This window comes from Pseudoalteromonas sp. L21, assembly GCF_021728035.1.
Taxonomy (GTDB): Bacteria; Pseudomonadota; Gammaproteobacteria; order Enterobacterales; family Alteromonadaceae; genus Pseudoalteromonas; species Pseudoalteromonas arabiensis.
Map to the genome: position 1 here is coordinate 173,842 of NZ_JAKKCV010000006.1, position 16,239 is coordinate 190,080.

The following is a 16,239-nucleotide window of genomic DNA, read 5'->3' on the forward strand; positions in this document are numbered from 1 at the left end:
ATACATCCTCTTAAAAATCTTGAGAAGCTAAGCGCTGATTTAACTCATCGAGCCTAGCTGGTGTGCCAATATCATTCCATTGACCAATATACAGCTCAGTTGACACGCGGTGTTCAGCTAATCTTTCACGTAAAATAGGACCTAACGCAAGCACTCCAGCTTCAAGGTCTTTAAAAAAGTCACTATGGTATCGGCTAATTCCAGAAAATGTATACTTCTGACTCTCAGGGCTCATGTGGCTCAACGCAAAGTCTCCTGTAGGGTTATGGCTTGGGTTTTCAACCAGTACGATATGCGCCTCACCAGAGTGCAAATGTAGCTGAGTTAATGAGCTGACATCATAATCAGAAAATACATCACCATTTATCACCACAAATTGCTCCCCTAGCAAAGGAAGAGCGTGGATAATTCCCCCAGCGGTTTCAAGTCCGCCTTCGGGCTCTTGGCTGTACTGAATATTCACACCAAAAGCAGTTCCATCACCAAAGTGACTTTTTATTTTATCGCCTTGCCACGCAAGATTAATGACAATATCTACAATACCTGCTTGGCGTAAATTATTAATATGGTGCTCAAGTAATGGCTTATTAGCAACCTTAAGCATTGGCTTTGGTAGCTGCTCGGTCAGTGGCATCATCCGCTTGCCACGCCCTGCAGCTAAAATCATTGCTTTCATTTTATCTCTACCGCTAATCGCTTTTCAGTTAAAGGAATAATGATTGTTTCCATCCATTCACTTAATGTTTCAAGCTCAGGGTATTCTTTACTTACGCTACTAATGTATTTAAGGGTGGGCAGTACATTATTCAAATAACCTGACTTACCATCGCGTAATTTTAAGCGGCAAAATATGCCTGCGGCTTTTAAGTGACGTTGCACACCGGTTAAATCAAACCAGCGCTTAAACGCTGAAAATGATACGTCATTGATAAGTTGCTGCGCGATAAACTCGTCATACGCATAGTGTAATAAATAGTCGAGCTCTTTTTCTGGTAACTGAAAATAGCAATCTCTTAATAAAGATACGAGATCGTAGCAAACAGGTCCTTGCACTGCGTCTTGATAATCAATAATCGCCCACTGCTGGCCGGTACGCATAATATTACGGCTGTGAAAGTCACGGTGCACTGTTACTTTAGGTTGTTCAAGGGCATTATTTATCAGTAACTCACATACTCGCTGCCACATGCTTTGCTGCTCATCCAGCATCGTGTAACCAATAAACGCATCAACTAACCATTCTTTGAATATGCTTAGTTCAAACTGTAAAAATTCACTATCAAATACTTTCATATGCTGGGCTGGCGGGATTTGAGCCCATTGCGCACTTAATTTTATTAAGTGTTTATAGTGTGAGGTGCGATCATTATCACCAAGTAAATCAGCTAAGTGTGTATTACCTAAGTCACTTAATAAGAAAAACCCTTGCTTCTCGTCTGCTTGAAGAATTTTTGGTAATTTAAAGCCATGCTTAGAAAACACTTTATTAAGTTCAATATAAGGTGTGTTATCTAATTTATTTGGGTCTGAATCCATGACGATATAGCTATGATCGCCTGTATTTACACGAAAATAGCGGCGAAAACTTGCATCACCAGTAATGGCGGCTAACTGATATTCATCCTCTTTAAAGTGAGGATTTAAAAACTGCTGTAAACTTTTATAACGATTCATTTAGTAAGATATCTATTTTTCACTAAGTCAATTACTGTATTTGCCATTGTTTTCCTTTATTATGTCTAGCTTATATCCAACCAAAGAGCATTAAGGTCATTAAATGAGCAAAACCTGGGGCATAATGATGCTAAGCGTACTTAGCGCACCATCGTTCGCCGAAACTGAACTGACACACAATCTTTGTGGCACTTCAATGCAAACCAGAGCTTGGCAACCGCTCCCAGGCCTTGAACTTAATATGATCGATATCAAATCTGATGATATTGAACTATTGGGCACCCAAAGCGCAGAATTTACCGGCAACGTAGATATTAACACCCTAACGATGAATTTGTCCGCACAAAGTGCACTGATTGACAAACAACGTGGTCTACTTAATGCAACTGGGCCTATCGTCTATCGCGATAAAGTAAGCCAAATTAACAGCTCGGGACTCAATGCTGATTTAAATAACTCAGAGTTAAGCTTACTGGGTGCAGACTATAAGCTCACCGACCAACTTGGTCATGGTGGTGCAGAAAAACTAACGGTTAATCAGTCTGGCCTAAACCTGATGAACGCAAGCTTTACTACCTGCCCTGGTGAAACACCCGTGTGGACAATCGAAGCTGATAAAATTGATCTATCAAGTGATGATGGCTGGGGCGAAACCCATAATACTGTTCTGCGTGTGTTTGATACGCCTGTTTTATACTTACCTTATTTTACGTTCCCGTTAGATGATCGCCGTAAGTCAGGTTTACTCACACCTAACTTCTCAAGCTCAGGCCGTTACGGGATTGAAACCATCACCCCTTATTACTGGAATATCGCACCAAATTATGATGCGACTATTACCCCGCGTTATATGTCTAAACGTGGTTTACAGATGATTGGTGAGTTCCGTTATCTGACTGAACATAACAATGGTTTAGTTGCCGTCGAGTACTTAGATAAAGATGACGAAGAGCCGAATGTTGACTCACGTTATTTATTCCACTGGCAACAACAAAGCTACTTTGGCGAAAATTGGCGTGGTGCAATCGATGTAACTAACGTCAGTGATGATAATTACCTAACAGATTTAAATTCAAGCTACGCAACGCGCACAGATACTCAGCTTTACCGCACAGGTTCTTTGACGCATTTAGGAGAAACGTGGCGCACCAATATCAAATTACAAAGCTTTGAGGTACTGGGAGATCATAAAGATTCATATGCCGCCTTACCGCAAATCAGCTTTTCGCAAACTGATGCCTATGATTTTTATGGTGTCGATTTGACCATTGATGGTGAATTAAGCTATTTCACCAATGATAATGCTGTGATTGATGAAGCAAGCCGTCTTCACATTGAGCCCAAAGCAAGCTTAGGCTATCAAGAATATGCATGGTCATTCTTATCTGAGGTCAGTTTACTGCATACAGAATATAACCAGCATGGTGATTTGAGCGGAACTAATTTTGATGAAAAAGTCACGCGTACCCTGCCAAAAGTCCGTTTATACAGCCAACTAAACTTTGAACGTGAAACCGCTTTTTTCTTTAAAGACGGTATACAAACTCTAGAGCCACAGATTCAGTATTTGTATACACCAAATAAAGATCAATCAAATATTGGCCTGTACGACACCACTAAATTACAAGATGACTTTTTTGGGTTGTTTCGAGATCGTCGCTTTTCAGGTATCGATCGTATTGCAACAGCGAACCAGTTTACACTCGGTGCAACAACGCGTTTATTTAGTAACGATAATGAAGAAGTCTTTAATTTTAGTGCCGGTCAAATATTCTATTTAAGCGACGAAGCAAAACCAACATCTCAAGGATTAGGCACAGATACCAATTACAATGCCTTGTTTGCAGCGCAAACCATGTTACATTGGCACCGTCGCTGGTATTTGTCTGGTGGTATTCAATATGACACCGACGGTAAAGAAATCATCCAATCTAATGTCACCTTAGATTATAAAGGTGATGATAAACAGCTTGTACAATTGAACCATCGCTATGCAAATGATGTCTCAGGCAATACAATCGAACAAGTTGGTTTATTTACGAGTATTCCACTAACAAGAGATTGGCAATTTGTTGGTAGCTACCACCGCGATTTAGAAAGTGGTCGTAGTATTGAAGTTTTCACCGGTCTTCAGTATGAATCGTGCTGTTGGGCGTTTCAAATTACAGGCCGTCGCCAAATTGAAACTGATTTGAATCAAGCGATAGGCCAAGAACAAGCTACTTTTGATACCAGTATTGGTTTTAATATTGTATTAAAAGGACTTGGAAGTAAAAGCCGTTATGATGCGCAAAAATTATTACAACAAGGTATTTTTGGCTATCGTAGACCGTATTTTCTTAATAACTAGTACCGCAGTACTATTAGCAAGAGTATTAGAAAAAATATGAATTTTAAAAAATTATTTGCATCTGCATTATTAACAGTTGGCCTATGCCAAAGCGTTTTCGCCAAGCCTGTCGAAATTGACAAAGTGGTTGGTGTAGTTAACCAAGGCGTAATCTTACAAAGTGAAGTCGACACGATTATTAATCGTGTTAAAGCGCAAGCAGCAGAACAAGGTCAAGAGCTTCCTTCTGATGACACCCTGCGTATTCAAGCAATTGAGCGTTTAGTAAACCAAGCGCTTATGATGCAACTTGCCGAGCGTATGGGTCTTGAGATTTCTGATTCACAACTTGATCAGACCCTCGAAAACATGGCGCGTGAGCAAGGCGGTAGCATCGCTGATTTACGTCGCACGATAGAAGCGTCAGGTGAAAGTTTCCCTGCGTATCGCGAAGAAATCCGTAAAGAAATAACAACCCAGCAAGTGATGCGTGCCAATGTCGATCGCCGAATTTATATTAGCCCACAAGAAATCGATAACCTTTTAAAAATCATGGAAACTCAGGGTAAAAATGCCGAAGAGTATGACATCGGTCATATCTTGATTGATATCCCAAGTGATGCAACACCTGATGAAATTGCGAGCGCAAAAACTCGCGCAGATAAAGTCATCGAGTTCTTAGAAGATGGTAAAGAGTTCAAACGTATTGCAATTTCATCATCAAGTGGCTCAAAAGCACTTGAAGGTGGTCAACTAGGCTGGATGAGCATCAATGAAATGCCCTCTCTTTTTGCTGAGGCAGTAAAAGGCCATAAAAAAGATGATATTGTTGGCCCACTTCGCTCAGGCGCAGGCTTTCATATTATTAAAGTTCAAGACGTACGTGGACGCCAAGTTGTTGAAACAACAGAAGTACGCTCTCGCCATATTCTTATTAAGCCTTCAATCATCTTAAGTGAAGAGAAAGCCCGTGATATGCTAAAAGGCTTCGCAAAAGAGCTACGTGAAGGCAAAGCTGACTTTGCAGAGCTTGCAAAAGAATACTCTGAAGACCCAGGTTCAGCATTAAAAGGTGGCGAGTACGATTGGACTGACCCTAGTACCTATGTACCTGAGTTTAAAAACACTCTTCTTTCATTAGAAAAAGATGAAATCAGTGAACCATTTAGAACTCAGTTCGGCTGGCACATTGTACAACTTCTGGGCAAACGCGTAGCAGACAAAACAGAACTGGCAAAACGCAACCGTGCTCATCAATTACTGTTTAACCGTAAATTTAAAGAAGAAAGCTTCAACTGGCAGCAAGAAATGCGTGAACAAGCCCATGTTGATATCTTTCCGGCAGAATAAGCGTCATGACAATTAGAGTAGCAATAACCCCAGGTGAGCCTGCCGGCATAGGCCCAGATTTACTAATAAAACTAGCTCAACATCAATGGGATGCTCAACTGGTTGTGATCGCTGATGGCGCGCTATTAAAAGAGCGCGCTAAGCAACTAGGATTATCAATCGACCTGATTAAGTTTGATGAGAATCAAGCACCTACAACGGCTCCTGCAGGGAGTGTTTATTTACATCAAGTTGATCTTGGTGAAGAGGTTGAAGTTGGCGTGTTAAATGATGCCAACGGACAGTATGTCTTAGACACATTACGTATTGCCAGCGAAAAAAACATGGATGGCACCTTTGCTGCTGTAGTCACTGGCCCCGTGCATAAAGGTATTATCAATAAAGCGGGTATCTCATTTAGTGGTCACACTGAGTATTTTGCTCAGCAATCAAACACCGCCGATGTTGTTATGCTATTAGCCACTGAGGGCTTACGTGTTGCGCTTGTTACCACTCATATACCACTGGCTTATGTTTCACGAGCAATTACGGTAGAACGTCTGAGCAAGGTTGCCACAATTTTAAACCATGATTTACAAACCAAGTTTGGAATCGAAAAGCCACGTATCTTAGTATGCGGTTTAAACCCGCATGCAGGTGAAGATGGCCACCTAGGCCGTGAAGAAATCGAAACGATAACACCAACACTTGAGCTTTTAAATAATCAAGGTATGAACTTAATAGGGCCATTACCCGCCGATACCCTTTTCCAAGATAAATATTTATCTCAGGCAGACGCGGTACTCGCAATGTATCACGATCAAGGATTACCTGTGCTAAAATACAAAGGTTTCGGCAATTCAGTTAACATCACCCTTGGATTGCCATTTATTCGCACATCAGTCGATCATGGTACAGCTCTCGATCTCGCTGGAACTGGTACAGCTGATGTGGGTAGTTTTGAATTAGCAATCCGCGAAGCGATTAAGCTCGCCCATGAAAAAGCACAAAATCAATGACAGATAAAGTACATTTAGGACATCGCGCCCGTAAGCGTTTTGGTCAAAACTTTTTAAATGATGACATGATCATCGACAAAATAGTCACGGCTATTGATCCTAAACCTGAAGACAATTTAGTAGAAATCGGCCCAGGCCTTGGGGCTATTACTGAGCCTGTGGCTGAGCTAAGTGGCCATTTAACTGTTGTTGAACTAGATAAAGATCTAGCCGAGCGTTTAACCAGTCATCCTTTTTTAGGACCTAAGTTAACTGTGCATCAAGGTGATGCTATGAAGTTCGACTTCAGTGCTTTGATAAAAGCAGATGAAAAGCTAAAAATATTTGGTAACTTGCCATACAACGTCTCAACACCGCTACTCTTTCATCTATTTGAATTTGCAGACAATGTTGAACATATGCACTTCATGCTACAAAAAGAAGTCGTGAAGCGCATGGTAGCAGGCCCTGGTAGCAAAGCATTTGGTCGTTTAAGTGTGATGACCCAGTACTATTGCCACGCGATGCCAGTGATTGATGTTCCGCCAGAGTGCTTTAAGCCTGCGCCTAAAGTTGACTCAGCGGTCATCCGTTTAATCCCTAAAAAGCCTGAGCAACGTAGTGCAAAAAGTACCAAACTATTGAACACGGTCTGTTTAGAAGCATTTAATCAACGCCGTAAAACATTACGTAACAGTTTATCAAACCTACTTACAGCTGAAGAGCTCACAAGTATTGGCATTGATATCACGCTTCGTGCAGAAAGCCTGTCTTTACAACAATTTATTGATATAGCTAATTGGATTTATGACAACAAGCAGTAATCTGGGTTCACCTATAAAAGTCTCTGTGGAGACCTTTTATGTTGAAGGGCAATCAGAACCTGAACAGGATAAATACGTTTTTGCCTACTCAATCACTATTAAAAATCACAGTTTGTGCAGCGCTAAGCTATTGAGCCGTTATTGGTTAATAACGGATGCTAATGGTAAAGAAGTTGAAGTACAGGGCGAAGGAGTTGTTGGTGAAACACCAACCATTGCCCCTGGCGAAAGTTACAAATACACCAGTGGTGCTGTGCTCGATACACCTGTTGGCACAATGCAAGGCTATTATACAATGCGCAATGAATTCGGCACTGAATTTGAAGCCCCCATTGACGTGTTTCGTCTAGCTCGCCCTAATATACTGCATTAAGTAACAATGGCCGACTACGCAATTGGTGATCTACAAGGCTGCTATTTTGAATTTAACAGGCTCCTCGAGCGTGTTAACTTTAATCCTAGCCAAGATCACCTCTACTTAGTCGGTGATATTGTCGCCAGAGGCCCTAATTCTCTTGCTTGCCTTGAACGGCTCTATAATATGCAAGGCAGTGTGAGTATCAGTTTAGGCAATCATGACCTGCACCTCATTGCCTGTCACTATCTAAATAAACCGGCAAACCCAAAAGATAAACTCGACTCGGTTTTTGACAGCCCTAAACGTGCTGACTATATCCAGTTTCTTCAGCATCAACCTCTTGCAATTTGGCTTGCACAGTACGACACTTTTATCAGCCATGCTGGCTTAAATCCAAACTGGTCCATTAAAAAAGCATTAAAGCGCGCTCGCTTTGCAGAAAGTTGCTATCAAGGTAGTGATGCCAATCATTACTTCACTCATATGTACGACCCCCACCCTAATGAGTGGCAATCAACTTTAAGCAACGAAGCCAAGTTTCGCTATATTGTTAACTACTTTACACGTATGCGCTTTGTCGATATTGATGGCAAGCTTGAGTTAAATAATAAAACCAATGTTAGTGACAATAGCTCAATAATACCTTGGTTTGAACACCCTAACATTTCACAATTAAAACAACACGTTGTTTTTGGCCACTGGGCTGCTCTTGAAGGAAAAACCAATAAAGAAAATGTGCATGGACTTGATACAGGTTGCGTTTGGGGTGGGAGCATGACACTCATGGAACTCGCACAAAAGAAGCATTTTATCGAAAGTTCCCACTCTTTCATCTAAAATAAACTGAAAATTAGCTGAACATCTGTTAGATTTATAACAATTAAAGTAAATTTAAATTAAAGCTAATTAAATTTAAATACTTAACTTATTGGTAACTCTGCCGATAAATTTGGATTAGTACTCTTTTGTGGAATTATTTATGAACTTGACCGTTAGACAGCGTATTTGGGGTGGCTTCATTGTCATTACGTTACTCCTGCTATTTATTGGTGGTAACTCATTGATCAGAATTACCAGTATTGATCAATCAACACAGCGAGTGAACCAACTATCGTTGCCTGCTTTAGACAAAAGTTATGAATTACAGGTCGAGTTCATTTTAATGAGTAAATCTGCTCAAGCGAGCTTTTATTCAGCTTCTCAAGATGAGCTTGCAAGCTTACGCAAAAACTTTAATGAGCAGAAAAAGCGCTACGATAGCTCATATAAAGATTTACAAGATGTTGTTAGTAACGATCCTGAACTTAAGCAAAGCAGCCAGCAAGTTGAGCAAACCTACAAACGCTTTGTTAAATCTGTCGATAACTTATTTGCCGATAAGAAAACCCAATTAGAACTTAACAAAACCCTTCGCACTCAATTAGAAGAGATTGAGATCAGTGCTGAAGACGCCAACTCAGTCGTGCTTGATATTATTGACATCGATGGACTTGAAGAAAACAACTCACGCGCTTATCAAGCAGCCAATAGCATGGAAAATAATTTTCAGTCTGTGGTAACAAATAGTACCGACATGCTAACGGTTAAAACCCACAACACCCTCGATATCATAAAAAATGAGCAAACATACTACCTTGAAGAAGTTGAGCGTAGTTTAGGTTTAATTCGCCCTGCTATTATTGATAGCAATGCGGGTTTATTTAATGATCTGAACGGCTACTACGAAGCACTAGCTAAAAATGTAAAAGGAAATAACAGCTTATCTGCAAATAAAAAGCGTTTGATTGATGCTATTGCACAAACTCAGGCTGAGCTGGCAAATGCAGAAAAATCGACGGCAGAAGCCCTAAAGCAACTTAAAGAGCTTGTAGATCAATCGACAGTGCTTGCTTTCGACTTGCAGCAAGATGTAAGTGGTAATGTATCTACAGCAACTATTTGGACTTGGATTGCCATGGTTATCGCAACTTTACTTGCCATTGCTGTTGCAGCGATTACCGTTAGTCGTATCACTAAGCCACTTGCTGAAGTAAACCGAGTACTCGATATTGTTGCAAGTGGCGATATGACCCAACGTTTAGATGACACTGCCAAAGATGAGTTTGGTGAGTTATCGCGAAGCTGTAATACACTAATCGAAAGCTTGCGTACGCTTATTCAAGGCATTATCTCTCGTTCAACTCAGCTTGCTGCGGCATCTGAAGAGACTTCAGCAATCACTGAAGAATCTAGCCAAGCCATCCGTAACCAACAAGCTCAGGTTGAACAGGCAGCCACCGCAACCACTGAAATGAGCAGCACCTCACAAGCTGTAAGCAGCAGTGCACAGCAGGCGTTGAGTGAAATTAAAAACGCAGATAAAGAAGCGGATCGTGTTAAAGGTATCTCATCGCAAAACAAAGCAACTATTGAACAGCTTGCTCGTGAGGTGGATGATGCATCGCAAGTTATCAATAAGCTTCATAAAGACAGCGCGTCGATTGGCGGTATCTTAGATGTAATTCGTGGTATTGCAGAACAAACTAACCTGCTTGCACTGAATGCCGCTATTGAAGCTGCACGTGCTGGTGAACAAGGTCGAGGCTTTGCGGTTGTAGCAGACGAAGTACGCTCTCTAGCAAGTAAAACACAAGAGTCTACGCAAGAGATTCAAGCTATGATTGAATCGCTTCAGGTTGGCGCTGAAGCTGCTGTATCGGCTATGTCGAAAGGTAAGCAACAAGCTGAATCATGTGTTGAGCAATCAGATCAGGCCAATACAGCTCTTGATTCAATCACTGCAGCCGTTGCACAAGCACATAATGTCAGTGAGGAAATATCGACAGCGGCACACGAGCAACAGCAAGTATCACAAGAAATTAGCGAACGCTTAGAGTCAATCGTTGCAATCGCAGAGCAAACAGCAGAAGGGGCTAACCAGACCAACATCTCAAGCTCTGAAGTCGCTAAGCTTGCCGAGGAGCTTCGCTTATCTGTTGACGCGTTTAAAGTGTAGATTGCGACTGACAATTTAGATTACTAAAAACCGTGTTTGCCATAGCAAATACGGTTTTTTTATAAGTAAAATCAGGAATATTTGATAAATGTCTCGCGAACAGCAATGATACCAATTCGCTTAATTAAGTGGTCTGTTTTGAGGCAATAAAACCTCATTGATAACAAGGCAAAATTTCGTTATTAAGTTGTTTTCGGCAATTGCTCCTGCATTGCTCTACCTTCTGCATCCATGCCGTGTCGTAAATAAGAACTTTTTAACGCAGGTAGCGCAGGTTTAATCCCTCAAAATGATTGAGTATTATTGCGGATTGATATCACTCAGGCACAAAAAAACCGCAACATGTGCGGTTTTTCAAACGCTTGCTTTTAAGACTTTTGGAATTAAAGTCCTGCGCGCTCTTTAATAACTGCAATAAGAGGCGAGCCACTATGATTAGATTCAGCCCAAGCAAGGTCTGCACCGTCTTCTAAAGAGCTTTTAGAAAGGTTTTTAACAATGTATTCGCCGGTATCATTTGCACCGCTTTCAATCGCGTGGCGAAGCATATTGTTACCATTACACTTTACAGAATCAATGATGTTACGAATTTTAATACGTGAACTTTTTAATTTACCACGTAAACGGCTTTTGTCGTCCGCAGCAATATACTCACAAATAGAAACAGCTAGTTGATCATTAGCTTTAACGGGTGCAGTGTACGCAACTGAAGCCGAAACAACCGCCGCAGCTAGTAACATATTTGGTAGCTTTATCATATTTTGCCCTTATGTAATACTTTTTACTTACCAAGATTGACTATTATTGTACCAATCAATCTGATTCATCGCAATAATGTTACGAATTTTTATACAAGGTAACAAAGGTATATGAATAAGGATTTTTGTTATCTGGTTGCTTCTGCTCTTGCTCTACAATTGTCCAATCAGCAACATTTTCGTAATCTGGGAACTGTGTATCACCTTCTACATCCAAATCGATGAAGGTTAAATATAGGCGTTCAGCTTGAGCAAGAAATTGCTGATAGATATTTCCACCACCAATGATCATCACTTCATCTTCTCCTTTTACAAGGGCTAGCGCCGCTTCTGGCGAAGTCACAACCTCAATGCCTTCAGCTTTATATTGCGCATTACGGCTAATAATAATATTTTGACGCCCTGGTAAAGGTCGGCCAATAGATTCAAATGTTTTACGGCCCATAATAACAGGTTTAGCCATTGTTACTTGCTTAAAGTGTTGTAAGTCAGCAGGTAAATGCCATGGCATTTGATTATCTTGGCCAATAATACGGTTATTTGCCATTGCAGCAATCATTGAAATTTTCACATTAAATCCTAATACTTTTTTCTTAATAACAAAAAAGGAGCAAAAGCTCCTTTTTTATTTAAAATTTTAACGTTCGTAAATGACTTCAACGTCGTAGTCATCTTCGTCCCAATCATCCCAATCGTCATCATCTTTCGATGTTGCTTTTTGATGATAAGTATCCCACTTAAATTCAACTTCTTCTTTTTCTTCTTCAGCAAACTTCTCTTTTGGCATGCTATCCAATAGCGCCATAATGTCATGGCACAAGGCTTGCGTATTTTGCTTATTTGCTGCTGAAATTTGATACACGTTTGTCTCTTCGCCTATCTCCTCAGCAATTTGCTTACATAAAGCCTCAGCCTCATCTTCTGGTAGTAGATCAATCTTATTAAATACTAACCAGCGAGGTTTCTCAGCAAGCTTAGGGCTGTATTGGTGTAGCTCATTAATGATAGCAAAGGCATTATCGACAGGGTTCGAACCATCAATAGGCATCACATCAATAATATGTAAAAGTACGCGACAACGCTCTAGATGCTTTAAGAAACGAATGCCTAAACCTGCACCGTCTGATGCGCCTTCAATTAAGCCTGGGATATCAGCAATAACGAATGACTTATTAGCATCAGGACGAACCACGCCTAAGTTTGGTACCAATGTAGTAAACGGATAATCAGCCACTTTCGGTTTAGCTGCAGATACGCTGCGAATGAACGTTGACTTGCCTGCATTTGGTAAACCCAGTAAACCGACATCTGCAAGTAACATTAGCTCTAAACGTAAACTACGAACCTCACCAGGTGTGCCCAATGTTTTCTGACGAGGAGCACGGTTTGTGCTCGATTTAAAGCGTGCATTCCCTAAGCCATGGAAACCACCTTTAGCAACAACCGTTCTTTGACCGTGTTGAGTAAGGTCACCTAGTGACTCTTCAGTATCAACATCCGTAATACGTGTGCCAACCGGCACCTTTAACACAAGGTCTGCACCTTTTTTACCCGTCATATTACGGCTTTGACCATTTGTGCCACGCTCTGCTTTATGAAAACGCTCAAATTGATAATCAATAAGTGTGTTTAAGTTTTCATCAGCTTGTAAATAGACACTGCCACCATCGCCGCCATCACCGCCGTCAGGACCGCCATCCGGCACATATTTTTCACGTCGGAAAGATACGACACCGCTGCCGCCATCACCCGCGTCACAACGAATTTCTACTTCATCTACAAACTTCATGATTACTCACTTTAAGATTGGCTTATTAATAACTCTATTATACACCTAATTATATAGCTAAGCATCTTCGTACAGTGCCGAAGATGCTTAGCTATATAATCGAGTGCCTTAAAACAAAAAACCCCGCAAAGGCGGGGTTTTTCAAATATCGAGATGATTACTCAGCTACGATATTTACGTATTTACGGTTTAAAGGACCTTTCTGTTCGAATTGAACTTTACCATCTGCTTTTGCGAAGATAGTGTGGTCTTTACCGATACCTACGTTAGCGCCAGCGTGGAAACGAGTACCACGTTGACGAACAATGATGCTGCCCGCTAGAACTGATTCGCCACCAAAACGCTTAACACCTAGACGTTTGCTTTCTGAATCGCGACCGTTACGAGTACTACCAGCTGCTTTTTTATGTGCCATTTCTCAGTACCTCTAAATTAAGCGCTAATGCCAGTGATTTTAACTTCAGTGAACCATTGACGATGGCCCATTTGCTTACGAGAATGCTTACGACGTCTAAATTTAACAATCTTCACTTTCTCACCGCGACCGTGTGAAACAACCTCAGCTGTCACTTTACCACCGTTTACGAACGGTACACCGATCTCGATTTTCTCACCATCAGCAACTAAAAGTACTGAATCAAATTCAACTGCTGCACCAGTTTCAACGTCTAATTTCTCAAGACGAATTGTTTGACCTTCAGTCACACGGTGCTGTTTACCACCACTTTGGAAAACCGCGTACATAATTAACTCCGTCTGTGCGCCCTCAAATCGACGCAACTAAAATATTCTTCAATAGGGCGCGAAGTTTACGCTAATGCGCAAAAACTAGCAAGCCTCTTTTTCGATAAAATGAATAAAAAATAGCTGCATTGAGAGCAATTCAATATTTTCCCTTATTTTATCCTAAAAACGCCTCTTGCCAAGCGCTTTTTACGATCTTGTGACAATTAAATTTCAGTCACAAAACCGAGTCACCGAGGTAGTAATACCGATTACTTATTAAACAAGGTGATAAACTTAACTCGACAAATTTAGCTCTAAATAAAAAACTTTAAGGTGTTTTTTTGGTGAATCGTCACAAAATATCGAGCAAGTGCGATTTTTGATGTACAATCAGCCCCGTATACCCATAAAAATCGGCTCGGAGATCAATGGATATAAAAGCTATCCAGACGTTAATCGAAAGTGAAATGAATGACGTCAATCAACTTATACACGCCCAAATGCGCTCAGATGTCGCATTGGTAAACCAACTTGGCTTATATATAGTAAACAGCGGCGGCAAACGTGTACGCCCTATGTTAGCTATTTTAGCGGCAAAAGCATTAGGCTATGAAGGTAAAGATCACATTACGCTTGCCACCATCATAGAGTTTATTCATACCGCAACCTTACTACATGATGATGTAGTAGATGAGTCTAACCTACGCCGAGGAACACCCACGGCTAATGCCGAGTTTGGTAATGCAGCGAGCGTATTAGTAGGCGACTTTATCTATACTCGTTCATTCCAGTTAATGGTTGGGCTAGGTAAAATGCCTATTATGCAAACACTTGCAGATGCAACGAATGTCATCGCAGAAGGCGAAGTACTACAATTAATGAACTGTAATGACCCTGACACCACAGAACAAAGCTATATGCAGGTTATTTATAGTAAAACTGCCAAATTATTTGAGGCAGCGACCGGTTTAGCAGCCATTATCACTGAGCAAGATCAACAAACCCTTGATGCCTTAAACTTATACGGCATGCATTTAGGCACCGCCTTCCAGCTTGTTGATGATGTGCTTGATTACAATGCTGATGCCACGCAACTTGGTAAGAATATTGGTGATGATTTAGCTGAAGGTAAACCTACCCTACCGCTAATCTACGCAATGCAAAAAGGCACACCAGAGCAAGTTAAGCTAGTACGCGAAGCCATTGAGCTGGGTAATGGTATGGATCACTTAGAGAGCATTCTAACGGCATTAGCTGATACTAAAGCTCTTGAGTTTGCGATGCAAAAAGCAGAACAAGAAGCCGACAAAGCGATTGCTTGTATTGCTTTTTTACCAGATACACCGTACAAGCAAGCACTTGAGAGTTTAGCCCGCATCGCCGTTGCGCGGGATCATTAAACCCAATTTATTCGAGCCACAAAAAAGCCTGCAATTGCAGGCTTTTTTATTATTAGGGTCATCCTCTAGAGAATACCCCCATTTTCATCTGGGTATTAGCCGTTGATGAAATCAACACCTTCTTGGATGTCTTTGTTAAGTGTCGCTAACATATCGTTCTTAGCTTGCTCTTCAAAAGCACTTAATTCACCGTAAGAAAGGATTTCTTCAACACCGTTTTTACCTAAACGTACTGGGTGTGCGAAGTAGGCTGCGTCACCGTTCTCAACTGCAACGTATGCGTAATCAACAACGTCTTCACCTTGTAAGCCTTTAACTAAAGACATACAAAAACGCGCTGCGGCTGCACCCATTGAAAGCGTCGCTGAACCGCCACCCGCTTTAGCGTTAACAACTTCAGTACCTGCATTTTGGATACGTGGTGTTAATGCTGCAACTTCTTCGTCAGTGAAAGTAACACCTTCAACTTGAGAAAGAAGAGGAAGAATAGTCGTACCTGAGTGACCACCGATCACTGGAACTTTAACGTCTGTAGCGCTTAAACCTTTAAGTTCAGCAACAAATGCTTCTGAACGGATCACGTCAAGTGTTGTGATACCGAATACACGATTCGCATCGTAAGTGCCCGCTTTTTTGAATACTTCAGCAACGATTGGCACAGTGCCGTTAACTGGGTTAGTGATGATACCTACTAACGCTTTAGGGCAGTTTCTTACGATGCCTTCAGCTAATGTTTTGATGATACCTGCGTTTACGTTGAAAAGGTCCGCACGGTCCATACCCGGCTTACGTGGCATACCCGCTGGGATAAGAACGATATCACAACCAGCTAATGCTGCATCTAGGTCGTCAGCACCAAAGCCTTCAACTTTAACGTCTGTTGGGATGTGAGAAAGATCAACCGCTACACCAGGAACAACAGGGGCAACATCGTATAACGATAATTCAGAACCTGCAGGTAAACTTGTTTTTAATAATAAAGACAATGCTTGGCCGATACCGCCAGCTGCGCCTAAAACAGCAACTTTCATTGGAATTCTCCGTAATTTGAGGTAGGAA

At 41.3% G+C, this 16,239-nt stretch carries 16 protein-coding genes; 8 read left to right on the forward strand and 8 right to left on the reverse strand.

Going from position 1 to position 16,239, the window contains the following annotated elements:
• Positions 1-10: 10 nt before the first annotated feature.
• Positions 11-676 carry an N-acetylmuramate alpha-1-phosphate uridylyltransferase MurU gene (murU, locus tag L3V41_RS17190; RefSeq protein ID WP_237128168.1) on the reverse strand — a complete coding sequence of 222 codons (666 nt, stop codon included), beginning with the start codon at positions 674-676 and terminating at the stop codon, positions 11-13.
• Positions 673-1,674 carry a phosphotransferase gene (locus tag L3V41_RS17195; RefSeq protein ID WP_193988333.1) on the reverse strand — a complete coding sequence of 334 codons (1,002 nt, stop codon included), beginning with the start codon at positions 1,672-1,674 and terminating at the stop codon, positions 673-675. Before L3V41_RS17195 ends, murU begins: the two co-directional genes overlap by 4 nt.
• A gap of 103 nt (positions 1,675-1,777) precedes the next feature.
• Here L3V41_RS17195 and lptD point away from each other — a divergent pair, with 103 nt between their 5' ends.
• The 7 genes from lptD (at position 1,778) to L3V41_RS17230 (ending at position 10,507) form a co-directional block, all read left to right on the forward strand.
• Positions 1,778-4,024, forward strand: coding sequence for an LPS assembly protein LptD (lptD, locus tag L3V41_RS17200; RefSeq protein ID WP_237128169.1), 2,247 nt, complete (start codon positions 1,778-1,780; stop codon positions 4,022-4,024).
• A 36-nt stretch (positions 4,025-4,060) separates the two neighbouring features.
• A complete protein-coding gene (surA, locus tag L3V41_RS17205; RefSeq protein ID WP_062570089.1) occupies positions 4,061-5,353 on the forward strand; it encodes a peptidylprolyl isomerase SurA in 1,293 nt (430 codons plus the stop codon).
• Between the two features lie 5 nt (positions 5,354-5,358).
• Entirely contained in the window at positions 5,359-6,351 is a 993-nt protein-coding gene (pdxA, locus tag L3V41_RS17210) for a 4-hydroxythreonine-4-phosphate dehydrogenase PdxA (RefSeq protein ID WP_062570088.1), read from the forward strand.
• On the forward strand, positions 6,348-7,154 hold the full coding sequence (rsmA, locus tag L3V41_RS17215) for a 16S rRNA (adenine(1518)-N(6)/adenine(1519)-N(6))-dimethyltransferase RsmA (protein ID WP_062570087.1): 807 nt from the start codon (positions 6,348-6,350) through the stop codon (positions 7,152-7,154). The genes pdxA and rsmA overlap by 4 nt, the downstream gene beginning before the upstream one ends.
• Positions 7,138-7,527, forward strand: coding sequence for a Co2+/Mg2+ efflux protein ApaG (gene apaG / locus L3V41_RS17220; RefSeq protein ID WP_036965974.1), 390 nt, complete (start codon positions 7,138-7,140; stop codon positions 7,525-7,527). The genes rsmA and apaG overlap by 17 nt, the downstream gene beginning before the upstream one ends.
• A gap of 6 nt (positions 7,528-7,533) precedes the next feature.
• The gene (locus L3V41_RS17225) at positions 7,534-8,349 is read left to right on the forward strand and encodes a symmetrical bis(5'-nucleosyl)-tetraphosphatase (RefSeq protein WP_062570086.1); all 816 of its coding nucleotides are present in this window, start codon (positions 7,534-7,536) and stop codon (positions 8,347-8,349) included.
• 142 nt (positions 8,350-8,491) lie between these two features.
• Complete coding sequence (locus L3V41_RS17230; protein ID WP_062570085.1) at positions 8,492-10,507, forward strand: methyl-accepting chemotaxis protein; 2,016 nt, start codon at positions 8,492-8,494, stop codon at positions 10,505-10,507.
• 383 nt (positions 10,508-10,890) lie between these two features.
• Here the strand turns inward: L3V41_RS17230 and L3V41_RS17235 are convergent, their stop codons facing one another.
• The 5 genes from L3V41_RS17235 to rplU form a co-directional block, all read right to left on the reverse strand.
• Entirely contained in the window at positions 10,891-11,265 is a 375-nt protein-coding gene (locus L3V41_RS17235; RefSeq protein ID WP_062570084.1) for a DUF3718 domain-containing protein, read from the reverse strand.
• A 79-nt stretch (positions 11,266-11,344) separates the two neighbouring features.
• Positions 11,345-11,836 (reverse strand): type 3 dihydrofolate reductase, encoded by a 492-nt coding sequence (folA, locus tag L3V41_RS17240; protein WP_237128170.1) that lies wholly within the window; start codon positions 11,834-11,836, stop codon positions 11,345-11,347.
• A gap of 66 nt (positions 11,837-11,902) precedes the next feature.
• A complete protein-coding gene (gene cgtA, locus L3V41_RS17245; protein ID WP_193988331.1) occupies positions 11,903-13,054 on the reverse strand; it encodes an Obg family GTPase CgtA in 1,152 nt (383 codons plus the stop codon).
• Positions 13,055-13,211: 157 nt separating this feature from the next.
• Positions 13,212-13,469 (reverse strand): 50S ribosomal protein L27, encoded by a 258-nt coding sequence (gene rpmA / locus L3V41_RS17250; protein ID WP_054551015.1) that lies wholly within the window; start codon positions 13,467-13,469, stop codon positions 13,212-13,214.
• A 17-nt stretch (positions 13,470-13,486) separates the two neighbouring features.
• The gene (gene rplU, locus L3V41_RS17255; RefSeq protein WP_036965957.1) at positions 13,487-13,798 is read right to left on the reverse strand and encodes a 50S ribosomal protein L21; all 312 of its coding nucleotides are present in this window, start codon (positions 13,796-13,798) and stop codon (positions 13,487-13,489) included.
• A 410-nt stretch (positions 13,799-14,208) separates the two neighbouring features.
• Between rplU and ispB the strand changes: the two genes are divergently transcribed.
• The gene (gene ispB, locus L3V41_RS17260) at positions 14,209-15,180 is read left to right on the forward strand and encodes an octaprenyl diphosphate synthase (RefSeq protein WP_237114817.1); all 972 of its coding nucleotides are present in this window, start codon (positions 14,209-14,211) and stop codon (positions 15,178-15,180) included.
• A gap of 95 nt (positions 15,181-15,275) precedes the next feature.
• On the opposite strand, the gene mdh is transcribed toward ispB, so the two are convergent.
• The gene (gene mdh / locus L3V41_RS17265) at positions 15,276-16,211 is read right to left on the reverse strand and encodes a malate dehydrogenase (RefSeq protein WP_062570080.1); all 936 of its coding nucleotides are present in this window, start codon (positions 16,209-16,211) and stop codon (positions 15,276-15,278) included.
• Positions 16,212-16,239: the final 28 nt, after the last annotated feature.